The sequence below is a fragment of the Pseudomonas sp. 29 genome, assembly GCF_002754355.1.
Classification (GTDB): domain Bacteria; phylum Pseudomonadota; class Gammaproteobacteria; order Pseudomonadales; family Pseudomonadaceae; genus Aquipseudomonas; species Aquipseudomonas neuropathica.
The window spans coordinates 3,987,583-4,010,193 of the sequence record NZ_PEEY01000001.1 but is presented as its reverse complement, the minus strand read 5'-3'; the positions used below and the strand labels follow the sequence as shown (position 1 = coordinate 4,010,193).

General features: G+C 59.5%; 21 protein-coding genes and 1 pseudogene. 10 read left to right on the top strand and 12 right to left on the bottom strand.

All coding sequences use genetic code 11. From position 1 onward, the window contains the following. Position 1 precedes the first annotated feature (1 nt). Genes CLU80_RS18455 through CLU80_RS18445 form a run of 3 tightly spaced genes read right to left on the bottom strand, consistent with a single transcriptional unit; the run spans position 2 to position 2,216 of the window. Positions 2 to 328, bottom strand: a complete 327-nt coding sequence (locus CLU80_RS18455) for a DUF3325 domain-containing protein (protein ID WP_093436188.1) — start codon at positions 326 to 328, stop codon at positions 2 to 4. Next, positions 328 to 1,914 (bottom strand): PepSY-associated TM helix domain-containing protein, encoded by a 1,587-nt coding sequence (locus CLU80_RS18450; protein ID WP_099758038.1) that lies wholly within the window; start codon positions 1,912 to 1,914, stop codon positions 328 to 330. The genes CLU80_RS18455 and CLU80_RS18450 overlap by 1 nt, the downstream gene beginning before the upstream one ends. Further along, a complete protein-coding gene (locus CLU80_RS18445) occupies positions 1,911 to 2,216 on the bottom strand; it encodes a DUF3649 domain-containing protein (protein ID WP_016986986.1) in 306 nt (101 codons plus the stop codon). The genes CLU80_RS18450 and CLU80_RS18445 overlap by 4 nt, the downstream gene beginning before the upstream one ends. A gap of 190 nt (positions 2,217 to 2,406) precedes the next feature. On the opposite strand from CLU80_RS18445, the gene CLU80_RS18440 reads away from it, so the two are divergent. The 3 genes from CLU80_RS18440 (at position 2,407) to fecA (ending at position 6,248) form a co-directional block, all read left to right on the top strand. After that, positions 2,407 to 2,895: a sigma-70 family RNA polymerase sigma factor gene (locus CLU80_RS18440; RefSeq protein ID WP_093436181.1), complete on the top strand. Its 489-nt coding sequence runs from the start codon at positions 2,407 to 2,409 to the stop codon at positions 2,893 to 2,895. Then, positions 2,892 to 3,824, top strand: coding sequence for a DUF4880 domain-containing protein (locus CLU80_RS18435; RefSeq protein ID WP_099758037.1), 933 nt, complete (start codon positions 2,892 to 2,894; stop codon positions 3,822 to 3,824). The genes CLU80_RS18440 and CLU80_RS18435 overlap by 4 nt, the downstream gene beginning before the upstream one ends. A 90-nt stretch (positions 3,825 to 3,914) precedes the next feature. Further along, a complete protein-coding gene (gene fecA, locus CLU80_RS18430) occupies positions 3,915 to 6,248 on the top strand; it encodes a TonB-dependent Fe(3+) dicitrate receptor FecA (protein WP_099758036.1) in 2,334 nt (777 codons plus the stop codon). A gap of 235 nt (positions 6,249 to 6,483) precedes the next feature. On the opposite strand, the gene CLU80_RS18425 is transcribed toward fecA, so the two are convergent. Next, positions 6,484 to 7,626 (bottom strand): IS481 family transposase, encoded by a 1,143-nt coding sequence (locus CLU80_RS18425; RefSeq protein WP_099758035.1) that lies wholly within the window; start codon positions 7,624 to 7,626, stop codon positions 6,484 to 6,486. 162 nt (positions 7,627 to 7,788) lie between these two features. Here CLU80_RS18425 and CLU80_RS18420 point away from each other — a divergent pair, with 162 nt between their 5' ends. Next, positions 7,789 to 8,157, top strand: coding sequence for an endonuclease domain-containing protein (locus CLU80_RS18420; protein ID WP_099758034.1), 369 nt, complete (start codon positions 7,789 to 7,791; stop codon positions 8,155 to 8,157). Positions 8,158 to 8,397: 240 nt separating this feature from the next. Here CLU80_RS18420 and CLU80_RS18415 read toward each other — a convergent pair whose 3' ends face one another. Both CLU80_RS18415 and CLU80_RS18410 read right to left on the bottom strand, forming a co-directional pair. After that, positions 8,398 to 8,802, bottom strand: a complete 405-nt coding sequence (locus CLU80_RS18415; protein ID WP_034154535.1) for an HPF/RaiA family ribosome-associated protein — start codon at positions 8,800 to 8,802, stop codon at positions 8,398 to 8,400. Between the two features lie 200 nt (positions 8,803 to 9,002). Further along, positions 9,003 to 9,950 (bottom strand): LysR substrate-binding domain-containing protein, encoded by a 948-nt coding sequence (locus tag CLU80_RS18410; RefSeq protein ID WP_093436172.1) that lies wholly within the window; start codon positions 9,948 to 9,950, stop codon positions 9,003 to 9,005. Between the two features lie 135 nt (positions 9,951 to 10,085). Between CLU80_RS18410 and CLU80_RS18405 the strand changes: the two genes are divergently transcribed. From CLU80_RS18405 to CLU80_RS18395, 3 genes are all read left to right on the top strand, one after another. Then, complete coding sequence (locus CLU80_RS18405; protein WP_099758033.1) at positions 10,086 to 11,462, top strand: L-serine ammonia-lyase; 1,377 nt, start codon at positions 10,086 to 10,088, stop codon at positions 11,460 to 11,462. A gap of 86 nt (positions 11,463 to 11,548) precedes the next feature. Continuing rightward, entirely contained in the window at positions 11,549 to 12,850 is a 1,302-nt protein-coding gene (locus CLU80_RS18400) for a serine/threonine transporter (RefSeq protein ID WP_093436166.1), read from the top strand. Between the two features lie 303 nt (positions 12,851 to 13,153). Next, positions 13,154 to 13,471: a DUF3509 domain-containing protein gene (locus tag CLU80_RS18395; protein ID WP_093436161.1), complete on the top strand. Its 318-nt coding sequence runs from the start codon at positions 13,154 to 13,156 to the stop codon at positions 13,469 to 13,471. On the opposite strand, the gene CLU80_RS18390 is transcribed toward CLU80_RS18395, so the two are convergent. Then, on the bottom strand, positions 13,468 to 13,968 hold the full coding sequence (locus tag CLU80_RS18390; protein WP_026000737.1) for a phosphate-starvation-inducible protein PsiE: 501 nt from the start codon (positions 13,966 to 13,968) through the stop codon (positions 13,468 to 13,470). The two genes, CLU80_RS18395 and CLU80_RS18390, sit on opposite strands and share 4 nt — an antisense overlap. Before the next feature lie 327 nt (positions 13,969 to 14,295). Here CLU80_RS18390 and CLU80_RS18385 point away from each other — a divergent pair. Then, positions 14,296 to 14,550, top strand: a pseudogene (locus CLU80_RS18385) (YebG family protein); the annotation flags it as partial. Between the two features lie 145 nt (positions 14,551 to 14,695). Here CLU80_RS18385 and CLU80_RS18380 read toward each other — a convergent pair. After that, positions 14,696 to 15,715 (bottom strand): Leu/Phe/Val dehydrogenase, encoded by a 1,020-nt coding sequence (locus tag CLU80_RS18380; protein ID WP_093436130.1) that lies wholly within the window; start codon positions 15,713 to 15,715, stop codon positions 14,696 to 14,698. 185 nt (positions 15,716 to 15,900) lie between these two features. On the opposite strand from CLU80_RS18380, the gene CLU80_RS18375 reads away from it, so the two are divergent. Further along, entirely contained in the window at positions 15,901 to 16,704 is an 804-nt protein-coding gene (locus tag CLU80_RS18375; RefSeq protein ID WP_099758032.1) for a SirB1 family protein, read from the top strand. Positions 16,705 to 16,869: 165 nt separating this feature from the next. Here CLU80_RS18375 and CLU80_RS18370 read toward each other — a convergent pair whose 3' ends face one another. The 4 genes from CLU80_RS18370 to hmgA all read right to left on the bottom strand — a co-directional run bounded on the left by CLU80_RS18370 (position 16,870) and on the right by hmgA (position 21,649). Beyond that, positions 16,870 to 18,240 carry an MFS transporter gene (locus tag CLU80_RS18370; RefSeq protein WP_099758031.1) on the bottom strand — a complete coding sequence of 457 codons (1,371 nt, stop codon included), beginning with the start codon at positions 18,238 to 18,240 and terminating at the stop codon, positions 16,870 to 16,872. A 148-nt stretch (positions 18,241 to 18,388) separates the two neighbouring features. Beyond that, the gene (maiA, locus tag CLU80_RS18365; protein WP_099758030.1) at positions 18,389 to 19,024 is read right to left on the bottom strand and encodes a maleylacetoacetate isomerase; all 636 of its coding nucleotides are present in this window, start codon (positions 19,022 to 19,024) and stop codon (positions 18,389 to 18,391) included. 12 nt (positions 19,025 to 19,036) lie between these two features. Continuing rightward, on the bottom strand, positions 19,037 to 20,341 hold the full coding sequence (gene fahA, locus CLU80_RS18360) for a fumarylacetoacetase (protein WP_099758029.1): 1,305 nt from the start codon (positions 20,339 to 20,341) through the stop codon (positions 19,037 to 19,039). Positions 20,342 to 20,344: 3 nt separating this feature from the next. Continuing rightward, positions 20,345 to 21,649 carry a homogentisate 1,2-dioxygenase gene (hmgA, locus tag CLU80_RS18355; RefSeq protein ID WP_099758028.1) on the bottom strand — a complete coding sequence of 435 codons (1,305 nt, stop codon included), beginning with the start codon at positions 21,647 to 21,649 and terminating at the stop codon, positions 20,345 to 20,347. A 164-nt stretch (positions 21,650 to 21,813) separates the two neighbouring features. On the opposite strand from hmgA, the gene CLU80_RS18350 reads away from it, so the two are divergent. Further along, positions 21,814 to 22,602 carry an IclR family transcriptional regulator gene (locus tag CLU80_RS18350; RefSeq protein ID WP_093436103.1) on the top strand — a complete coding sequence of 263 codons (789 nt, stop codon included), beginning with the start codon at positions 21,814 to 21,816 and terminating at the stop codon, positions 22,600 to 22,602. Positions 22,603 to 22,611: the final 9 nt, after the last annotated feature.

Here is a 22,611-nt window from a genome sequence, read left to right as displayed (position 1 = left end):
TTCAGCACTGCGCCCATGCGGCGACCGGGCTGGCCAGCAGACTGACCCCGGCCAGCGCCAATACGAAACGCGGGCGATACGGCAGCAACAAGACCAACGCCAAGGCGCTGAGCATCAGCACGGCGAACCAGTCGACCAGGCCGAAGCTCCAGCCGTTGGCCTTCACCGCCGCCCAAAGCGACAAACACAGCAATAACCATCCGCCGACTTTCAGGCCCTGACGGCGACGTGTGGACGGTTTGTGACCGAGCAATTCATCGTGGTGGCGAGGCATCGACAGGCACAACGCGGTGAATCCGGTGTAGGTGAGCAACAAGGGCAAGAGCATCAGTTCGCCCCTTGTTCAAGGGTGATCGGCCGGGCCTGTTCGCGGCGGGGCTTTTTAATGCTGACGGTGCTGCCGGCACGCTGCATTTTCCACGCGGCCCAAGCCAGGAAGAAACCGGTTGCGAGGCACGTCAGATCAAAACCGGCCAATGCCCAATCCCTCTGCATCAAGGTAACGCCGAGATTCCAAGGGGTGTTCAGTGCATTGACCAGCGGCACCACGACAAACAGGGCGGCGCTCAGGGTGAGTTGCTCAACCCAGGCCTTTCGTCCCGGACGCAGCAGCGCGTGCAGCACACTCACAGCCCAAGCGATAAAGAACGCATTCACTTCCCAATCTGCGCGCTCGGCAAAGCTCACTGACAACAGTCGATTAGCCAGGAAAAATACAGCCACCGCCGCAACCAAGCCGGCCATGCTGGCGATGTTCAGCACTTCAACCAACCGCAGCTCGAACGGCATCAGGCCGCTCTTGGCGTGTTTGAGTTGACGCTTGCCCAACCAGATCACCAGCCCGGTGCCGATCATCGCCGTGCCGGCCAATCCGCAAATGAAATACAGCCAACGCAGGAGCGGCCCGGCGAAGTGGCCCATGTGCAAGCCATAGAACGCACCACCCACCGCCATCGCCATTGGCTGCTCCGGTGTGCTGCCGAGCATTTGCCCGGTCACCCCGTTGAAGGTCACGGCGCGGCCGAAATCATGCACCACACGGTCGCCCGCACGGGACAGCACCACCGTGGCATTGGCGTCCCCCGGATTGCTCACTGACAGACGCGCCGTATGGCCGCCCGACCATTGCTCGCTGGCCTTGCTCAACAGCGGCGCCATGGCCGCCAACGGTGCCGCGCTGTCGGCGCGTTCGGGCGTTTTCGAGACGGGGAAAACTTCGTCATAAAACGTGCGCACGTCACTGCCGTACGACGCGACGATGCTCGCCGGCATGACCATCGACATGAAAATCACCAGGCTGCTGTAGGTGATCATCAAATGAAACGGCAACACCAGCACACCCACCGCGTTATGCCCGTCGAGCCAGGAGCGCTGCCCCTTGCGCGGGCGGAAGGTGAAGAAGTCCTTGAAGATTTTCTTGTGGGTGATGATCCCGGTGATCAGCGTAACGAACATCACCATCGCGGCAATCGTCGCCAGCCAGCGGCCCCACGGATAGGGCATTTGCAACTGGAAGTGGAAGCGATAGAAGAACTCGCCGCCCATGCTGTCGCGGCCCTGCACTTCGGCGCCGGTTTGCGCGTCGAGGGATTTCGACTCGAAGCGCCCGCGCTCACCGGGATTGGCCGGCACTGGCTGCCAGCGCACGGTCAGGCCGGGATCTCGGGCATCAGGCAAATCGATCAGCCAGCGTGAGGCGCCGGCCGCGTGTTGCTGCAGATAATCCTGGGCCAGCGTCAGGCTCGTCTCGGCACTCACCGATCGCGCGGGGATTTCCGGCTGCATCCAGTGGCTGATCTCATCTTTGAAATAGGCCAGCGTCCCGGTCAGGAAAATCGCGAACAGCAACCAGCCGAACAGCAGTCCGGCCCAGGTGTGCAGCCAGGCCATCGCCTGACGAAAGCCCTCTTTCATGCCAGGCCCAATCCACGTGCTGCGCCAGAGATGGTCGCCAGAATCACGCTTGGCACCAGCAAACCGACCCAGGCCGACCACGCCGTACGACAGGCGAAACACCAGAGCACCGCCACCAGATAGACCAGAAAGGAAATGGTCATGCCGGTCACCACCGCTTCGGCGCGGCTCAACGGCAGCCACAGCGTCAGGGTGACACTGGCCAGCGCCGCGACGAGATAGCCGCCAAACACCGCCGCCAACACCCGTGAGGTGACGGCCAGACGATAAGACATGGGAAGTGTGGCGAGCTTGCCTTTCATGTTTCGACCCTGAAACGAAAAACGTCCGGCCGATCAGCCGAACCTACAGGCGAGCAATATTAATGATAAATATTCTCATACGCAAAAGCATCTGATTGCCGGTTGAGCGTTTCGCCCCTTACAATGCGAACAGTTCTTGTTCTCTAACGCATACTCTCTACCGCGCCACCAAGCGCCCGGAGTAATACCGTTGTCGTCCGCCCATCCCGTCGAATCGCTCTATCAGGCCCATCACGGCTGGCTCACCGGCTGGCTGCGGCGCAGACTCGGCTGCCCGGACAGCGCAGCGGATCTGGCGCAGGACACGTTTATCAAGGTGCTGACCGCCCGCGAACCGCCGATGATCATCGAGCCACGCGCCTTTCTGACGACGTTGGCCAAGCGCGTTCTGTTCAATCATTACCGCCGTCAGGATGTCGAACGCGCTTACCTCGACACCTTGGCGCAGATGCCGGACATGGTCGCGCCGTCGGAAGAAGACAAGGCGATCATCTTGCAAACCCTGATGGAGCTGGATGAATTGCTCGACGGTTTGCCGCGTCAGGTCAAACGCGCCTTTTTGCTGGCGCAGGTCGATGGCCTGACGTATCCACAGATCGCCGCTGAACTCGACATCTCTGTGGCCACGGTCAAACGTCACCTGAACAAAGCTGCCATGCGCTGCTACTTCGCCTTATGAACCGCGTGCCGGATTTCTCCTCCCAAGTGGCTGAACAGGCCGTGCATTGGCTGATGGAAATGCAGCAGGGCACGCTCTCCCCGCGCCAGCAACAGGCCTGGCAACAATGGCTGGAGGCACACAGCGAACACCGCCGGGCGTGGGAGCATATTCAGCGGGTCAATCAGCGTCTGCACGGTGTGTCGTCGCCGCTGGCACACGCGGCGTTGAACGGGCCGAAGCCCGGCAGTCGTCGTCAGGCACTGAAACTTTTGCTGATTCTTGGCGCGGGTTCAGCCGTCACGTGGGGCATGCGCGAGCACAATCCTGTGCCGTCGCTGCTCGCTGATTACCGCAGCCCGCTGGGGCAGCGACGCAAAATTTCCCTGGGTGGCGGTGATAAGTTGCAACTCAATACCGCCAGTGCCGTGGACGTCGACGGTGCGCAGCGATTGATCCGCTTGCTCGAAGGCGAAATCCTCCTGAGGGCCGCGCAATCTTTCGAAGTGCGCACGGCTCAGGGCCTTCTGAAAACCCAAGGCGCGCGCCTCAATGTGCGTCAGTTTGCCGATCGCACGCAGATTGCGCTGTTCGAAGGTCGCGTCGAACTGATCGGTAATGGACGCGCGCCGATGTTGCTGCCGGTCGCGCGTCAGCTCAGTTTCACCTCGGCATCGGTCAGCGAGGCCAAACCGCTGGACGCGAACAGCGGCGCCTGGGCCGACGGCATGCTGGTGGCCGCGCATATGCGTCTCGGCGACTTCCTCGATGAACTCGGCCGCTATCGTCGCGGCCAGCTCAATTGCGACCGGAACGTTGCCGACCTGTTGATTTCCGGAACTTACCCGCTGGACGACAGCGAGCGGATTCTTGATCTGCTGGAAATCAGTTTGCCGGTGAAGGTGAGGCGCTTTACCCGCTACTGGGTGACCGTCGAAGCGCGGGTTTGAAAAAACTCAAAAATAAATGAGCCGTTTTTCAGATCTGGCGTGACAGAGAAGGAAAGCCCCCTTGATTCAACCTTCTCAGGATCATCCACCATGCACCCCACCCGCCTCACGCCACTGGCCCGCAGCCTGCGCAATCTCGTCCTCGGCGCCAGTCTGAGTTTCAGCGCCCTGCCCGCCGCACTGGCCGCTGAAGCCAAGGCTTATCACATCGCGCCGTCGTCGCTGGAAAACGCCCTCAACCAGTTTGGCCGTGAAGCGGGCGTGCTGATTTCGTTTGGTTCGCAAGTCACCAGCGGCGTGCAAAGCCGTGGCCTGGAAGGCAGTTACACCGCAGAACAAGGTTTGAACGCATTGCTCGAAGGCAGCGGTCTGCAAGCACGCACCGAGGGCAATAACGCGTTCAGTCTGCAACCGGTGGCGGATGCCGCGCTAGAGCTGGACACCTCGACTGTCGTCGGCGACTGGCTCGGCGATGCTGCGCAGATCAATGTGTTCGAACATCCCGGTGCGCGCGATGTGATCCGCCGCGAAGAATTCGAGCGTCAGGGCGCGACGCAGGCGCGCGATGTGCTCAACCGCATCCCCGGCGTCAACGCCCCGGAAAACAACGGCACCGGCAGCCATGACATGGCGCTGAACTTCGGCATTCGCGGTTTGAATCCGCGACTGGCCGCGCGCTCGACGGTGTTGATGGATGGCATCCCGGTGCCGTTCGCGCCTTACGGTCAGCCACAACTGTCGTTCGCGCCGATCAGCATGGGCAACATGGATGCAGTGGACGTGGTGCGCGGCGGTGGCGCCGTGCGTTATGGTCCGCAGAACGTCGGCGGCGTGGTCAACTTCGTTACCCGGGCGATTCCTGACGAGCCAACGGTCAAGGGTGGCTTCCAGACGGAAACCAGCCCATCGTCGAGCCACGACGGCTTCAAGACCAGCGCCAACCTGCTGGCCGGCGGCACTAACGCCAATGGCCTCGGCGGTGCGTTGCTCTACTCCGGGACGCGCGGCGGCGACTGGCGCGAACACAGCGACACTGAAATCGACGACCTGATCCTCAAGGGCAAATACCAGCTCGACGAAGCCAATAGCTTCAACGCCATGGCCCAGTATTACGAAGGCAAGGCTGACATGCCCGGCGGTCTGAACGTGGCCGATTACGACGCCGATCCGTATCAATCGACGCGCCCGAAGGACCAGTTCTGGGGCCGCCGCACGATGTTCAATTTCGGCTATCGCTATCAGGAAGATCGCCGCGAATTCACCGCCAACACGTTCTTCTCCAAGACCTTGCGCAGCGGTTATCTCGATCAGGGCACCTTCCTCTCGCTGTCACCGCGCGAGTATTGGGTGCGTGGCCTGGAAACCCGATTCGCCCAAGGTTTCGACCTCGGCCCGACCAGCCATGAAGTCGGCGTCGGCTATCGCTACATCAACGAGGCCGGTCACGAACTGCGCTATCGCACACCGATCAGCAGCAACCAATACCCGACCACCGCCAGCCGCAACGACCGCGACACCCGTGGCGGCACCGAGGCCAATGCGTTCTTCGTCGACGACCGCATCGACATCGGCAAATGGACGATCACCCCGGGCGTGCGCTACGAAATGATCGAATCGCAGCAGACCAACAACCTGACCAACGTCAAATACAAGGGCGACTACAACACCGCACTGCCAGCGTTGAACGTGCTCTATCACCTGACCGACAGCTGGAACCTCTACGCCAACACCGAAGGCTCCTTCGGCAGTGTGCAATACAGCCAGATGCCCAACCGGGTGACCAGCGGCGAAGTAAAACCGGAGAAGGCGCGCACGTGGGAACTCGGCACGCGCTATGACAACGGCGCGTTGCGCGCGGAGATCGGTGCGTTCCTGATCAACTTCGACAACCAGTACGAAAGCAACCAGACCAACGACTCGGTAATTGCCCGAGGCGAAACCCGCCATCAAGGGATCGAAACCAGCGTCAATTACGCGCTGGATGACTTGAGCCCGGCGCTGGCCGGTTTCGATGTCTACGCCACTTACGCTTATGTTGACGCGACTATCCGCGAAGATGGACCGAACAAGGGCAACCGCGTGCCGTTCTCGTCGAAACACAAAGGCACGATTGGTGTGGGTTACAGCGAAGGACCGTGGAAGCTTAATCTCGACAGCAGCTTCCAGAGCGACCAGTTCGCCGACAACGCCAACACCTCGAAGGAAAGCGCCGATGGCAGCACCGGCAAGATCCCCGGTTACATGCTGTTCAGCAGCCGCGCCGGGTATGACTTCGGTCCGCAGTTGTCGGACTTGAATGTGGCGGTGGGCGTGAAGAACATTTTCAACACGCAGTACTTCACGCGCTCGTTTGATGACAACAACAAGGGCAAGTATGTGGGTGAGCCGCGTACGGTTTATGTGCAGACTTCTGCGGCGTTCTGAGGATTGAGAAGCCCTCATCGGAACGCCGCCCGCCTAGCCCTCTCCCTGAGGGAGAGGGGACTGATTTGGGGATGCTTCAGAAATTCATCGACCTGCAAGTGCTTTGTCGAATCCATAATCGACCCGGTCTGTCAGGTCGATGTAGCCCGCAAAACACCTCGGTCGGCCCCCTCTCCCTCCGGGTGTATGTACCGGAGACATGGTGGACACATGTTCGGAGACATGGTGGACGGTTTTAGATCTTCTTACCTGCCGTCACGATCTTCAAGTTCAAGTCGATTCGGGCGATACGGTGTCTACTCCAGTAGACATCGTGGATGCCGTCCTCCGTCGTTTCCCTGATAGCCACTGACCTCCCGTGAAACGCCTTTCCGACGGTGTATTCACGGTTGCCCCAGTAGATCTCGCCCTTCACCTGAACCTTCCTGACCACATCCCCATCATCGTACTCAGGCGCTGCCGGTTGCTCCTGATATTCCCGTGGGCTGCTGCTGTAGCGAGTAGCAGGAACCTGCATGCCCAGTGCTTGATGCGGGCGCTTCTGGTTGTAAATCTCACGCCAGATATCAAACGCCCGTTGCGCATCGTCCAGATCGATGAAGAGCTGGCCTTGCAGGACTTCCCTTTTCAGGCTGCGGTGGAAGCGCTCCAGCTTTCCCTGGGTTTGCGGGTGATAAGGTCGGGAGTGGCCGACCTTGATGCCCTGGCTCATCAGCCAGACCTCCAGTGCTGTATAAACACCTGTCTGATCACCCCATGGCGAACCGTTGTCCATCGTCATGCGTAAAGGCAGGCCGAAGCGCCGAAAGGTCCGGATTAGATGCTCCTGAACGGTTTGGCGCTGCTCATTGATGCATGCCGCGATGCACAGCGAAAACCGTGAATGATCGTCCAATATCGTCAACGGATGGCAACGCCCCTGAGCCAGGCTGATATGTCCCTTGAAGTCCATCTGCCAAAGATCGTTGGGCGCTTCATGCTCGAACCGGATAAACGGTTTGATCTCAGCGGCCTTTGGATCAACGCGCGAATGACGCTGTAAAACCGCATGCACGGTACTGACCGAAGGCATCACTTTGCCGTCGTCTTCCAGCACACGCTTGAGCTTGCGAGCGCCCCAAGCGGCGTACTCCTGACTCACGGTCAGAATCTGCTGCTCAACATCGTCAGCGCAACGTTTGGGTGATGTCTTTGGTCGTCGAGACTGATCGATCAATCCCTCTGCACCTGAGGTTTCAAACCTGTTGAGCCATTTGTAGGCAGTGCTTGGGCTGATATTGAATCGGCGGCAAAGCTGCCGAATATTGGCCCCTTCCTGCTGAGCCAAAAGCACGAATTCTGTACGAAGCTGCACGGTGGACACCTCTTCCCAAGACACAGGTCATCTCCTTCGCGATGAACAATGTGTCTATTAAAAAGTGTCCACCATGTCTCCGAACACCTGTCCACCATGTGTCCGGTACATACACCGGGAGAGGGCTGGGGTGAGGGGAATGGTCTACAGTAAAATTTCAAACCAACTTCACAAGGATCGTGAAGCATGCAAACTCGCCCCACCCTCGCCCAATTCGCCCGCCAGTTACGCGTCAACCAAACCGACTGTGAACACCTGCTCTGGCAAAAACTCCGCTCCCGCCAGATCGCCAATCTGAAATTTCATCGGCAGTTTCCCTGTCCGCCTTACGTGCTGGATTTTTACTGTGCGGAGTTGAAATTGGCGATTGAGCTGGATGGTGGTCAGCACTTTGAAACGCCGGGATTGATGTACGACCAACGCCGAACAAACCATCTGTACCAGCGAGGCATTCAAGTCATACGTTTCAACAATCTGGAAATACTTCAGCAGATGGATGACGTGCTGGAGCAGATCATAAGAATTGCGGCGAATCGAAAAATGCCCTCACCCTAACCCTCTCCCAGAGGGAGAGGGGACTGATCGGGGAATGCTTGAGAAATACACCGACCTGAAAGTGCTGTGCAGAATCCATAATCAACGTAGTTTTTCAGGTCGACGTACCTCTTCAGACACCTCGGTCGGCTCCCTCTCCCTCCGGGAGAGGGCTGGGGTGAGGGGCTTTTCTGCTACAAACAAAAAACGGGCCTGCATTCGCAGGCCCGTTCTCATTGGCTGGCTTATAAAATCAGCGCATCAACTGTTGATCGCTGCCTGTTCATTCTCAAGAAATTCTTCCTCCAGCAGAGCGTCATTCGCCTTGCTAAATGGCACCACAGCGGCACGTGGTTTACCTCGCAGTTTGCCGAAAAGATGCTCCAAGGCGTGCTCGAGTTTTTCGGCAGCGCCGTCGATTGCCTGTTCCAGCGAATCGGCCTTGTGGGTCACGGAAATCGGTTGATGGCCTTTTGGCCGCGCTTCCAGTTGGCAGCGCAAGTCATGGGGACCTGGTTTGTCACCGTTCTCGTCGCTCAGGTGGACTTCGACACGGGTCAGGTCTTCTTCATAACGTTCGAGCGTGCTCTCAATGGTTGTACGTACCCACTCCTCCAGTCGTTGACTACTTTGAATATGGTTATCGCTGTTGACTTGGATTTGCATAGTTCATCCCTTATTTCAGCTAGCTCGTGAGAGGCCTTGAGTTGAATTTCCTGACCTCCTGGTTACAACAATCGGCCCGACTGCCGAACATTTCAACCCCTGAAAAAAGATAAATATTCATTCGCAAAAAAAGCCGGACAACCGGGCAAAGCACTGGTAAGGTCGGGAGTTGGGTCGCTTGGCAATGTTGCAAAATTTGCTCACAACTGCCCGTCGTTCAACGGGTGCAAACTGCGAAATATCCCCGCCTCCTCGACCAGCCAATCATGCACCGCACGCACACCCGGATGGCTTAAAGCCCCCGGTGCATAGAGCAACACATAGCGTTTGTGATTAGGCACCGACAGGCCAAACGGCACAATCAACGTCCCTCGCTCCAATTCATCGTTGAGCAAGGTGCGGCGGGCAATCGCCACGCCCATGCCGGCAATCGCCGCTTCGATGGTCAGATGATTGCGATTGAAGGTATGCCCACGCCGTACGTCGGCGCCCTCAAAACCAATCGCGTTCAAATAGAATTCCCATTCCGCGTATTCATAACTGCCACGCCAGGCGGTGATGTCGTGCAGTACCGGGAAATGCACCAGATCCGCCGGTCCGTGCAACGGTGGTCGCCCGCGCAACAGGCTCGGTGCGCACACCGGGAAAATCTGCTCGTCGAGCAAGGCTGTGGATAACAATCCCGGGTAACTGCCGTCGTTCAAATCGATCGCCAGATCAAAATCGCCTTCGTGCAAGGGCACGCTGCTGTCCTCTGCCACCAAACGCAACTGAATGTCCGGATAGCGTTGCTGCAGGCGTGGCAAGCGCGGCGTCAGCCACTTGCTGAGGAACGACGGAATCGAGCGCACTCGCAAAATCCCGCTGATCATTCCGGCATCAAGTCGACGCAATTCGGCATCGATGCTGCCATATGCCTCGTTGACGGTAATCGCCAGCCGCTGCCCCTCCGCACTCAGCTCCACACCACGCGCGCGCCGATGAAACAGACGGAAACCAAGTCGTTCTTCAAGTTGACGAATTTGCTGACTGACCGCCCCCGGGGTGATGTGCAGCTCTTCGGCACAACGGGTGAACGACAGGTGCCGCGCGGCACAGGAAAACACCTGCAGCCAGACATAGGTCTGCGCATGCAATTGACGACTCATCGTTTAGTCCTGCTAAAGGCTTACTTAGGAAGTTTCGTTAGTCACGTAGGACCGAGGTAGGCAGTATCGCCGACATTGCGCTTGTCCTACAAAAAATGGCAGCGATTCCTACTCCATTGCTTGTAAGGGTTTAGCATGGCTATCAGTGTTTTCGATCTATTCAAAGTCGGCATCGGCCCGTCCAGTTCCCACACCGTAGGCCCGATGCGCGCCGCTGCGACCTTCGCTCAGGTGCTGATTGATCAACGTTTATTGAACGATGTGCGCCGTGTGGAAATCCGTTTATACGGCTCACTGTCGGCCACCGGCGTCGGGCACGCCACCGACCGCGCAACGGTGATGGGCCTGATGGGCGAATGGCCGGACAGCATCGATCCGGCGACCATCGATTCACGTATCCAGCAACTGCGCGAGACAGGCCAACTGTCCCTCGCCGGTCAGAGAGAAATTGCCTTCGACTGGCAGCGTGATCTCCTGCTGCTGGATGAGAGCCTGCCCTACCACCCCAACGCCATGTCGCTGACAGCCTTTGGCGAAACGGCCGAGCTGTTCGAGCAGACCTATTACTCGGTTGGCGGCGGTTTCATCATCGAGGCGGCAGAAGCCGAGTCCGGTGTCGCCCCGGCGAGTGAAGTGGTGTTGCCGTACGATTTCTCCAGCGCCGCCGAACTGCTGTCGCTGTGCAAACAGCACAACCTGCGCGTCTCCGAGCTGATGATGGCCAACGAACGCGCGTGGCGCACTGACGCGGAAATCCGCCAGGGCCTGCTGCACATCTGGTCGGTGATGCGTGAGTGCGTTGAACAGGGCCTGCGCCACGAGGGGATTCTGCCCGGCGGTCTGAATGTGCCGCGTCGTGCAGCGAAATTGCATCGCAGCTTGTTGGAAATCGGCAAGCCGAACGTGATCAGTTCGACGCTGTCGGCAATGGAGTGGGTCAACCTGTTCGCCCTCGCCGTCAACGAAGAGAACGCCGCCGGCGGGCGCATGGTCACCGCACCGACCAACGGTGCAGCCGGAATCATCCCGGCCGTTCTGCACTACTACATGAAATTCAATCCGGACGCGTCTGACGATGATGTCGTCGCTTTCTTTCTGGGCGCGGCGGCTGTCGGCATTTTGTGTAAGAAAAATGCTTCGATCTCCGGCGCTGAAGTGGGCTGCCAGGGCGAAGTCGGTTCGGCCTGTGCGATGGCCGCTGCTGGCTTGGCCGACGTGCTTGGTGCCACCCCGGAACAACTGGAGAACGCCGCCGAAATCGGCCTGGAACACAACCTTGGCCTGACATGCGACCCGGTCGGCGGCCTCGTGCAGGTGCCGTGCATCGAGCGCAATGCCATCGCCGCCGTGAAAGCGATCAACGCCACGCAAATGGCCCTGCGCGGCGACGGCAAACACTTCATTTCCCTCGACCGGGTGATCCGCACCATGCGCGATACCGGCGCCGACATGCACGACAAATACAAAGAGACTTCACGGGGCGGCCTGGCTGTGAACTGGGTGGAATGCTGAGGCCCATTCCCTGACCGCCCCGGCAGGCCGCACGAAGCCGCCTGCCAACCGTGAGCCCGAGCAAAAATAATAACGAGGCGATACCGATGACCGATGTACGTACACCTGCTGCCGAAAATCCCGCTGTAGACCGCACACGCAATGCAGAAACGGCCCACAAGGGCTGGAACAAATTCGACACCACCTGGATGCTCGGTCTGTACGGCACTGCGATCGGTGCTGGCACCTTGTTCCTGCCGATCAATGCCGGTGTCGGCGGTTTCTGGCCTTTGCTGATTCTCGCCGTACTGGCTTTCCCGATGACGTTTTTTGCCCACCGTGGGCTGACCCGTTTCGTGTTGTCCGGGCGCTCCGGGGACATCACCGAAGTGGTCGAAGAACACTTCGGCATCGGTGCCGGCAAGCTGATCACGCTCCTGTATTTCTTCGCGATCTTCCCGATTCTGCTGGTGTACAGCGTGGCGCTGACCAACACCCTGAGCAGTTTCCTCGAGCATCAATTGCACATCGCCCCGCCACCACGGGCGATCCTCTCGCTGGTGTTGATCCTCGGTTTGATGGCGATTGTGCGCTGCGGTCAAAGCGTCATCGTCAAAGCCATGAGCGTGCTGGTTTATCCATTTGTTGCCGCATTGCTGCTACTGGCGCTCAGCCTGATTCCAAACTGGAACGGTGCGTTTTTTGCCAGTGCCCAAGAAGCCATGCCAATGTCCGCTTTCTTCAAGACAATGTGGCTGGCGATTCCGGTGATGGTGTTTTCGTTCAACCATTCGCCGATCATTTCCGCGTTCGCGGTTGAGCAGAAACAACGTTACGGCGAGCAGGCCGAACGCAAAACCAGCGGCATCCTCGCCATGGCTCACGGCATGATGGTCGTCACGGTGATGTTCTTCTGCTTCAGCTGTGTGCTGGCGCTGTCGCCGGCGGATCTGGCAGCGGCCAAGGCGCAGAACATTTCGATCCTGTCGTACCTGGCCAACCACTTCCAGACCCCGGTCATCGCTTACGCTGCGCCGCTGATTGCGCTGGTAGCGATCACCAAATCCTTCCTCGGCCACTACATCGGCGCCAGTGAAGGCTTCCAGGGCATGATCGTGAAAAGCCTGCGCAGCCGTGGCCGGGTGATGTCAGCGAGCTGGCTGAACCGTGCGACCGCCGTGTTCATGATCCTCAGTTGCTGGGCCGTGGCAACGTTCAACCCGAGCATCCTTGGCATGATCGAAACCCTCGGCGGGCCGGTGATTGCCTGCCTGTTGTTCCTGATGCCGATGTACGCCATCCGCCGCGTGCCGGCCTTGCGCCAGTATTCGGGGCAGGTGTCCAACGTGTTTGTGGTGCTGATCGGCCTGATTGCACTGTCAGCGATCATCTACTCGGTTCTGCCCTGAAAACGGGCCATTAAAAAAGGCGAGCCGCGTGGCTCGCCTTTTTAATCCCCGTGTTCATTGTTCGACAATTTTCCCGGCACAGCCCTTGCTACTCCCCTGTGGGAACTGTCGCAGGCTGCGATCTTTTGATCTTCATGATCGAAATCAAAACACCGAAGATCAAAAGATCGCAGCCTCGTTTCACTCGACAGCTCTACATGAAGCAACAAATACAGGCCACGGAATGGCCGATGATCCGGTTGGGCGAACCAACCCGATCACGGCCGGTCAACAACTGCACGTTCAATCAGGCGGTGACGCATCATGGACAATCCTTTTCAGATCATTACCGATGCCTTCGCGCCGGACTATCAGATCAACCTGAGCATTCAAGGCCTGGACGGCAGCATCATGCTGACCCTGTCCAACAGCGGCCGGATCGTGGCCAAGCGCATGATCAGCGCCGAGCAGCGCAACGACCCCGCGCGCCTCAAGCGCCTGGTGCAAAGCATCCAGTTCGGCATTGCCATCGAGCAAGGCCACAGCGCCATGGCAATCCTCGAAGCGATGACCAGCGGCGACGGGCTGACCCCGCCACCGCCACGCGTCATCGGCCAGCCCGGGCAAGCAGCCGGGCTTTAAAGCTCGCCCTTCTCGACTTCCGGATGCTCGCTGGAACCGGCACCAAGTTTGCGCTGCGGTTTCTCGATCTTCACCGAAGGAAATTGTGACGAGGCGTAACGCACCACCAGAATCGAGAACGCCAGCAACAGAATGCCGCCGCACAGGTAGATGATGCCCATGTCCGGCGGATTGTGGTGCGAGACGTTGGAGATCAGCAAACGGGTCAGCGCGGTGATCGCCACGTAGATCAGGAAGCGCACCGGCATGTGGTTGGTCTTGAAGTAGATCCCGACCATTGCCCCCAATTCGAGATAGATGAACAGCAGCAGAATGTCATCGATCTTGATATGGCCTTCCTCGAGCATCCCGAGAAATTCCATCACCGCCGCCCATGCCGTCACCGCACCGATGGCGAACAACGCCAGATAGTGGAAGGTTTCGACGAATAGGTTGCCCAGGGACTCGGCCAGTTGATGCACGTTTTGCCGCAGTTTCTCGGCCCAGTTGATTTTCACGATGATGTTCCTTAGCTCGAATGCGAGCGGATGATGCGTGTTGGACGTGACGGTTTTCTGCACGTAACGGTTTTCATGCAGAAAAGAGGCCACGCCATCATGGCGAGCCGCCGCCAAACCCGCGCCGTGGCGTTTGGTCGCACCGATGTGCTTTTGTGGGAGCGAGCCTGCTCGCGAATGCAGCGACACGGTCGGCCTGACAAACCCGAAATCCGGTCTACATTGAAAAGCCACTACCCATGGCGCAGGGATTCGCTTATCCTTTTCGCTGTATATGGATACAGTAGTCGTCAAGACAACTTAATGTGAAGGCATGTGAGGTGGTGAATGGCCGTCGAAGTGGTATACCGCAGCAGCCGAGATCTGGAGCGCTTGTTCATGGATAAAGCCGAAGCTGACCGTCATGACAAAATGCTCGAACTGGCCGAATATCTGGCCGATGTGCTGCAAAAAGCCGTTCCGTCCCTGACTGAACAGCAAGTGGAAGAAGCCGGGATCTACATGGCGAAGAATCGCGATGTGTTCGCCCGGGCGTTCAAGAGCCAGCCGGATGCACTGTCCGAGCTGCTCAATGCACCGGCCGAACCGGTCGATAATGCCGAAGCTGCAGAACCTGCGGAAACGCCGGCGAAGCCAGCCAAAGCGGCAAAAGCGGCTAAGTAAGCAATGACCGAATTGAATAGGCCCTGAGTCGAATGGCTCAGGGCCTTTTTCATGCCTGTGAAACTCAGCGATACAAAACTTTCTCCGCCAACTCATCCGCCACCCGCGCCGGCGAACGTTTTTCCGCCTGCGCATGGGCGAAGACTTCAGTCAGCCGCGAGCTGATTTTCGAAAGATGCGCGGTAATCGTCGACAACTCTTCACCACGATGTTTCAGCGAGACGTAGATCAAGCCACCGGCATTGATCACGTAGTCTGGCGCATACAGAATCCCGCGCCGTTCCAGTTGATCGGCCACATCCAGATGTGTCAGCTGGTTATTGGCAGAGCCTGCCACTGCCGAACAGCGTAATTGCGTGACGGTATGGCTGTTCAAAACCCCGCCCAGACCGCACGGCGCGAGGATGTCACACGGCGTACTGAGCAACGCGTCGTTGGCGATCGGGTGAGCGTTGAGTTGTTCCATCGCCAGTTGCACCTTGCCATGATCGATATCGCTGACCAGCAACTCAGCCCCGGCGGCATGGAGTTGTTCGGCCAAAGCAAAGCCGACATTGCCCAGGCCCTGAATGGCGATGCGCAAGCCTTCGAGGTTGTCGCTGCCCAGCCGCGCCATGGCCGTTGAACGAATGCCGGCAAATACACCCATCGCGGCATGCGGAGCGGGGTCGCCGGCCGAGGTGGTGCTGGTGACGTGCTGAGTCTGTTGGGCGATGCAATCCATATCCGCCACCGAGGTGCCGCTGTCGATGGCGGTGATGTAGCGACCGTCGAGCTGTTCGATGCAACGACCAAAAGCTTCGAACAGCGAGCCACGATTTTCCACATGAGCCGGGCGCACGATCACTGCCACGCCTCCGCCCTGCGGCAGCCCCGCCAGCGCAGCCTTGTAGCTCATGCCCTGAGCGAGGCGAATGGCATCTTCGACGGCGGATTCGTCATTGGGATAGGCGAGATAACGACATCCGCCCAAGGCTGGCCCGAGGCGACTGTTATGGATGGCAATGACCGCCTTCAACCCGGTGACCGGATCAACGCTAAGGTGCAGCGATTCCAGGCGAGTGCTTTGCATGAGCGCAAACATCGTTGGGCTCCCGAATCACTTCTTGTAGAACGCCAGTATAGGCCTGCGCCTGAAAATTGCTGGAGCGCGCCGGAATAAGCGCCCGCGCCGACAACGGTTTTGCGGCATAACCCGACACCTGCGCAGCAGGGGACTGGACGAATCTTGCGGGCGGGGCTAAAACGAGGCATTGCCCGGAGATTTCGATGAGTGCGCGTCAACGTTTTTTCGAATGCCTGCACCGTTCACCGCCCGCACTGTTCGAAGCCGCGCTGTGGATGGCGGCCGAGCACGAAAAAACGGTCGATCCCGACGCGCTGTTACAAGAATTCAGAGACCTGCAACAACGAGTCAGTTACGGCTTGCCGATGTTGCCGGTCAGTGAACTGGCGCAGCCCCTATTGCGCCGCATGACTGATCTGGGCTTTGCCCAGGACCACTTCCTGCCGCTGCGCCCGCAAGCGGCGCTGTTGCACAAAGTGTTGCAGACCCGTCGCGGCCAGCCGTTGGCACTGGCGCTGATTGCCCTGGAGCTGGCGCGTGGCCTGGAGATTCCGCTGGTCGGGGTCAACTTCCCCGGACACTTCCTGTTGCGGGTGCCCGGCGCTGATCACTTGCTGGATCCGTGCGGCGGCCGGCGTTTGTACCCAAACGATTGTCGCGAACTGTTGCAGCGCCAGTACGGGCCGAACATGAAGCTGACCGCCGAGCATCTGCTGACCGCCAGCCCCAAGCAGATGCTCCAGCGCCTGTCGCGCAACCTGCGCCAGCTGCACCTGACTCATGATGATTTTATCGCCGCGCTGATCGACGCCGAACGGGTGCTCGAACTGGGTGACGCTGGCGCCGTCGATTACCTGGCACGGGCCAGTCTTTATCAGCGGCTCGACTGCCCGAATGCCGAGCGCTTTGATCTGGAGCATGCGCTGATGCTCAGCGACGACCCGATTCAGCGCCTGCGCCTGACTGAACGCCTCAGCCACCTGCCGCCCAACTCCGTCGTCCACTGAATACGCTCGCGATGGCTGTGTGTCAGGCAACGAATGTAGTGACAGAAACACGGCCTTCGCGAGCAAGCTCGCTCCCACAGGTTTGGTGTGGACCTAAATTATCGGCTCGGCACACATCACTGTGGGAGCGAGCTTGCTCGCGAAGCAGGCGGCTCGGTCTTTCAGTTAAACCGCGTTATCGTTCTTCGCTAGCAGCCTAGCTCCCACAGGAGATTGCACTGTGTCGGTGGGCGAACGCACCTGAATAATCAGCAACGCGGCGATGACCGCCGGAATCGCACAGAAGAAGAAAATCTGCGCCACTGGAATATGCATCGCCAACAACAGGCTGCCGAACAGCGGCCCGAGAATCGAACCGAAACGCCCCACGCCCAATGCCCAACCGGTGCCGGTCGCACGCACATGCGCCGGGTAGAAGTTACTGGCAAACGCATTCAGCGTCAGTTGCCCGCCAATGATGCAGAACCCGGCGGCGAACACGCAGGCGACCAGATATCGCGGATTGTCGTGATTAAGCCCCAGCAGGATCGTGCACAGCGCCGCCCCTGCCAACACCGCTGACAACAACCGCACCTTGCGCTTCAAGCGGTCAGCGAACCAGGCCATGCAGATCGCGCCCATGGTGCCGGCGAACAGGAACATCGACGTCACCAGATTGGCTTCGTTGAGTTTCAGGCCGCTTTCCAGGAGCAGCGTCGGCAGCCAGCTGATCATGAAATACAACAGAATCAGGCTGACGAAAAACGTTGCCCAGATCAGCAATGTCGGTCGCGCGTAGCCATTACGGAACAACTCGACCACCGTCAGTTTGCTGCCCTGCTCCCGCTCGTTCTGTTCGAGGCTGGCAACGGGCGGTTGCCAATCCGGCAACATCCGCGCGGTGACTTTGCGCAGTCGCGCATACGGTGGCGCATCACGCAGCAAACGCGGCAACGACTCCGGCAGCATCCACCAGAGAAACGGAAACAGCAGCAACGGCGTGACGCCACCGGCGAGGAACACCGCTTGCCAACCGAATTGGTCGATGAAGCCTGCCGCGACGAAACCACCGGCTGCGCCACCGAACGAGAAGCCACAGGCCGCCAGCGTCACCATCAAGGTGCGCAGGCGCGGTGGCGAATATTCCGACATCAACGCCATGGCACTGGGCATCGCCCCGCCCATGCCGATGCCGCAGATAAAGCGCGCGATCATCAACGTATTGAGCGAGTCTGCGAAGACCATCAGCACGGTCAGCGTGGCGTAGATCAGTACGCAAGCGAGCAGAATCCGTCGTACGCCAAAGCGGTCAGCCAGCGGCGTAACCGCCAGTGAACCAAGGGTGAGGCCGAGCAGGTTGGCACTGAAAACAGGCCCGAATGCAGACTTTTCCAGACCCCAATCCTGCGCCAGCGCGGGCACCACATAACCGAGCACCTGGGCGTCATAGCCATCGGTGACCAGCAGCAAGGCGAGCAGGATCAACAGTAACCACTGATAACGGGACACAGGACGGGCGTCGAGTGCCGCCCGGAAGCTGGCAATCTGGTTGTGCATCGCAAGGTACCTGTTTTGTTTTTATGATTTTGGGGTAGTTCAACGCCGAACCCTGTGGGAGCGAGCCTGCTCGCGAATGCGCTGTGTCAGCAAAATGAATGGTGACTGACACTCAGCCTTCGCGAGCAGGCTCGCTCCCACAGGGGAATTACGGGGTATCGGGTTGGTTGGCAGGATGAGCCTTGATGAACGCCGGATGTTCAGCCGCCAGCGCCGCCACACGGCGAATTTTCGGATACGCCTCCAACGAGACATTGAACCGCTCCGCTGCATACAATTGCGGAATCAGGTACACATCGGCCACGCACGGCCACTCGCCGAAACAGAAGCCCTCGTCGCCAATCAATTGCTCCACCGTCGCCAGCCCTTGGCTGATCCAGTGACTGATCCATTCCACTACCTGCGGCTCGTCGTGCCACGACTGGCGCAGGCGATTGAGCACGCTGACGTTGTGCAGCGGATGCACATCGCAACCGATCACCGCCGCCACACCGCGCACCTGCGCGCGGGCGAACAAATCTTCCGGCAGCAACGGCACCTGTGGATAACGTTCTTCCAGGTACTCGATGATGGCCGGCGATTGAATCAGTAAACCGCCTTCGTCAGTGCGCAGGGCCGGCACACGCCCCTGTGGATTGATCGCCAGATACGCCGCTTGCCGATGCTCGCCACCGGGTGGCGCGATCAGATTGACCGGCAGCGCCTGATAGTCGAGGCCCTTCAGCGCCAGCGCGATTCGCACGCGGTACGACGAGGTCGAACGGTAATAGGTGTAGAGATCCATAACCCGCTCCTGTCAGCGCGCCGCCAGCACTTTGCCGCGGCACTCGCCGAAGCCGATCGAGGCAAAACCGTCGCGAGCGCAACGTGCGCGCAGGATGATTTCGTCGCCATCTTCAAGGAACTTACGCACTTCTCCAGAAGCCAGCTCGATCGGTTTTTTACCGCCCTCGGTGATTTCCAGCAGGCTGCCGAACTGACCGTTTTCAGGGCCGGACAAGGTGCCCGAACCGAACAGATCGCCGGCCTGCAATTGGCAACCGTTGACGCTGTGGTGCGCGACCATTTGCGCGACGGTCCAGTACATGTAGCGGGTGTTGCTCAGGGTCAGGCGATGGGCCGGCAGGTTCTGCTCGCGCATGGCTTCGGTGAGCAGCAAAACTTCCAGTTCGATGTCGAAGGCACCGCCGTCCTGATCGCGTTTATCGAACAGGTACGGCAGCGGCTGCGGATCACCTTCAGGACGCTTCGGCTGCGCGGTGCGGAACGGTTCCAGCGCTTCGGCGGTGACCACCCACGGCGAGACGCTGGTGATGAAACTCTTCGACAGGAACGGCCCCAGTGGCTGGTATTCCCAGGCCTGGATATCGCGCGCTGACCAGTCGTTGAGCAGGCAGAAACCGGCAATGTGATCAGCCGCGTCACCGATGGCGATCGAGTCACCCATCTCGTTGCCTTGACCGATCCAGATGCCCAGTTCCAGCTCATAGTCCAGGCGCGCGCACGGGCCAAACACAGGCTCGGTCTGACCGGCCGGTAGCGTCTGGCCTTTAGGGCGACGCACGTCGGTACCGGAAGCACGCACGGTGGAGGCGCGACCGTGATAACCGATCGGCACATGCTTGTAGTTCGGCAGCAGCGGGTTATCCGGGCGGAACAGTTTGCCGACGTTCTGCGCGTGCTCGATGCCGACGTAGAAGTCGGTGTAATCGCTGATGCGTGCCGGCAGATGCAGCTGGCAATCGGCGGCCAGGGGCAGCAGTTTCGCGCCTTGGGCTTCGATGTTGCCGCGGTGTGTGCTGCCTTCGCTGAACAGTTCCAGCAGACGGGTGCGCAGTGCCACACGCACCTCGCGACCGAGTTCGAAGAATGCGTTCAACTGGCCGCCGTGCATGGCTTCGACAGCGCTGCGCGCGACACCGTCGAACAGCCCGGCTTCCAGCGCTACTTGCAGATCGAAGATATGGTCGCCAATCGCCACGCCAGCGCGCGGCATCGCACCGTTGCTGCTGAACACACCCAGCGGCAGGTTCTGCAGCGGGAAATCAGCGTGGCCGTTGGCCGAGGCAACCCAGCTGCGGGTGATGGAATTCTGCGTCATGGGTTATCTCCGGGTCGGGTCGAACGTGGCGGGCAAAGTGGCCCAGCAGGCGTCATAAGTGGTTTGCAGTTGCGGACAGTCGAGGGCGAAGCGGCTTGGGCGCAGCACCTGACTGGTCTCGAACATGAAGGCCATGGTGTTGTCGATCTTCGCCGGTTTGAGTTCGGCGTTGATTGCTTTGGTGCAAGTCTCGCCATCAGGGCCGTGGGCGCTCATACAGCTGTGCAACGACGCACCGCCGGGCACGAAGCCTTCGGCCTTGGCGTCGTACTCGCCCTGGATCAGGCCCATGAATTCGTTCATCAGGTTGCGGTGAAACCACGGCGGACGGAAGGTGTTCTCGGCGACCATCCAGCGCGGCGGGAAGATCACGAAGTCGAGGTTGGCCAGACCGTGCACGCTGGTCGGCGAAGTCAGCACGGTGAAGATTGACGGATCCGGGTGATCGAAACTGACGGTGCCGATGGTGTTGAAACGGCGCAGGTCGTATTTGTACGGCACGTTATTGCCGTGCCAGGCGACCACGTTCAGCGGCGAGTGATTGAGCTCGGTGGCCCACAACTGGCCAAGGAACTTCTGTACCAGCGTGGTCGGTTGCTGGAGGTTCTCGTAAGCGGCAACCGGGGTCAGGAAGTCACGCGGGTTGGCCAGACCGTTGCTGCCGATCGGTCCCAGATCCGGCAGACGCAGCGGCGCGCCGTGGTTCTCGGCGACATAGCCGCGCGCTTGTGGGTCGAGCAATTCAACACGGAATTTCAGGCCGCGCGGCAGCACGGCGATTTCCAGCGGCGCGACTTCCAGCACACCCAATTCGGTGGCGATGCGCAGACGGCCGAGTTGCGGCACCAGCAGCAGTTCGCCGTCGGCGTTGAAGAACACCCGCTCCATCGAGCGGTTGGCGACGTAGTTGTAGATGCTGATGCCGGCCGGTTTCTCTGCACCCGCGTTAGCGGCCATGCTCACCAGACCGTCGATGAAATCGGTCGGCTCGGCCGGGATCTCCAGCGGATTCCAGCGCAGGCGATTAGGCGTCACTTCACCCAACGGGCCACCGGCCAGTTGCCGCTCCAGTTTGACGAAGGCCGGGTGATTGGCCGACGGCTGAATGCGGTACATCCAGGTGCGCCGCGCTTCACTGCGGGTCATGGTGAACGCGGTACCGGAAAACAATTCGGTATAGAGGCCGTAGGGGGCTTTTTGCGGCGAGTTCTGGCCGACGGGCAGCGCACCGGGCAACGCTTCAGAGCTGAATTCGTTACCGAAACCGGACTGATACGCCAGCGCCTGAGCGGTTGAATCGAGGTTCATGGAGCCTCCTGAACAGGGAGTCGGCAGTGGCCCATCGCTCTGGCTCAGAGGTTTCGGCACGCCGGGGTTGTTATTATCGTAATTCGATTACGCATAACGTAATTTGCTCGCTATCCAGCGTCAAGCTATAAAGACGCCCATTCGTTTCGGAACCCGGCCGCACCATGGAAAAAACCAGCGACAGCAACGGCAAACAGAAAGTCCGCTCCGCCGAAGTCGGCACCGACATCCTCAAGGCTCTGGCCGAGTTGTCGCCGTCCACTTCGTTGTCGCGTCTGGCCGAACATGTGCAGATGCCGGCGAGCAAGGTTCATCGCTATCTGCAAGCGTTGATCGCTTCAGGATTCGCCGAGCAGAACACCGCTACCAACCATTACGGGCTCGGCCGCGAAGCCTTGCGTGTAGGCCTGGCCGCACTCAACAGTATGGACGTGCTGAAAGTCGCCGCCCTGCCGTTGGCCGAACTGCGCGACGAACTCAACGAAACCTGCTTTCTGGCGGTGTGGGGCAATCAGGGCGCGACCGTGGTGCATATCGAACCGGCGGTGCGCGCGGTGACGGTGGTGACGCAACTGGGTTCAGTGTTGCCACTGCTCAGTTCATCGACTGGACTGGTGTTCAGTGCCTACTTGCCCCATCGGGAAACCGATGAGTTGCGCGAGCAGGAAATTGCCGCTGTGGATCATCCATTGAAGGACGAAAAAACCTACGCAACCCTGTGCGAACAGATCCGCGAACGCGGTCTGCATCATGTGCATGGCCTGCTGATGCCGGGTGTGGATGCGTTGTCCGCCCCGGTGTTCAACGCCGTCGGCCAGGTCGCCGCCGTGTTGACCATCGTTGGCCCCACTTCATTGTTCCACGCCGACGAAAACGGCCCGGCGGCGCAGCGGTTGCTGGCGGCGACGCGGGCCGTGAGCTGGCGGATGGGTTATGAACCTCTGCAGGGCTGAATGGCGCCA

What these genes read in the sequence shown, in the direction of transcription:
- CLU80_RS18455 (WP_093436188.1), bottom strand. Translation starts at nt 328, where the DNA reads ATGCTCTTGCCCTTGTTGCTCACCTACACCGGATTCACCGCGTTGTGC.
- CLU80_RS18450 (WP_099758038.1), bottom strand. Translation starts at nt 1,914, where the DNA reads ATGAAAGAGGGCTTTCGTCAGGCGATGGCCTGGCTGCACACCTGGGCC.
- CLU80_RS18445 (WP_016986986.1), bottom strand. Translation starts at nt 2,216, where the DNA reads ATGAAAGGCAAGCTCGCCACACTTCCCATGTCTTATCGTCTGGCCGTC.
- CLU80_RS18435 (WP_099758037.1), top strand. Translation starts at nt 2,892, where the DNA reads ATGAACCGCGTGCCGGATTTCTCCTCCCAAGTGGCTGAACAGGCCGTG.
- fecA (WP_099758036.1), top strand. Translation starts at nt 3,915, where the DNA reads ATGCACCCCACCCGCCTCACGCCACTGGCCCGCAGCCTGCGCAATCTC.
- CLU80_RS18420 (WP_099758034.1), top strand. Translation starts at nt 7,789, where the DNA reads ATGCAAACTCGCCCCACCCTCGCCCAATTCGCCCGCCAGTTACGCGTC.
- CLU80_RS18415 (WP_034154535.1), bottom strand. Translation starts at nt 8,802, where the DNA reads ATGCAAATCCAAGTCAACAGCGATAACCATATTCAAAGTAGTCAACGA.
- CLU80_RS18410 (WP_093436172.1), bottom strand. Translation starts at nt 9,950, where the DNA reads ATGAGTCGTCAATTGCATGCGCAGACCTATGTCTGGCTGCAGGTGTTT.
- CLU80_RS18405 (WP_099758033.1), top strand. Translation starts at nt 10,086, where the DNA reads ATGGCTATCAGTGTTTTCGATCTATTCAAAGTCGGCATCGGCCCGTCC.
- CLU80_RS18400 (WP_093436166.1), top strand. Translation starts at nt 11,549, where the DNA reads ATGACCGATGTACGTACACCTGCTGCCGAAAATCCCGCTGTAGACCGC.
- CLU80_RS18395 (WP_093436161.1), top strand. Translation starts at nt 13,154, where the DNA reads ATGGACAATCCTTTTCAGATCATTACCGATGCCTTCGCGCCGGACTAT.
- CLU80_RS18380 (WP_093436130.1), bottom strand. Translation starts at nt 15,715, where the DNA reads ATGTTTGCGCTCATGCAAAGCACTCGCCTGGAATCGCTGCACCTTAGC.
- CLU80_RS18375 (WP_099758032.1), top strand. Translation starts at nt 15,901, where the DNA reads ATGAGTGCGCGTCAACGTTTTTTCGAATGCCTGCACCGTTCACCGCCC.
- CLU80_RS18370 (WP_099758031.1), bottom strand. Translation starts at nt 18,240, where the DNA reads ATGCACAACCAGATTGCCAGCTTCCGGGCGGCACTCGACGCCCGTCCT.
- maiA (WP_099758030.1), bottom strand. Translation starts at nt 19,024, where the DNA reads ATGGATCTCTACACCTATTACCGTTCGACCTCGTCGTACCGCGTGCGA.
- fahA (WP_099758029.1), bottom strand. Translation starts at nt 20,341, where the DNA reads ATGACGCAGAATTCCATCACCCGCAGCTGGGTTGCCTCGGCCAACGGC.
- hmgA (WP_099758028.1), bottom strand. Translation starts at nt 21,649, where the DNA reads ATGAACCTCGATTCAACCGCTCAGGCGCTGGCGTATCAGTCCGGTTTC.
- CLU80_RS18350 (WP_093436103.1), top strand. Translation starts at nt 21,814, where the DNA reads ATGGAAAAAACCAGCGACAGCAACGGCAAACAGAAAGTCCGCTCCGCC.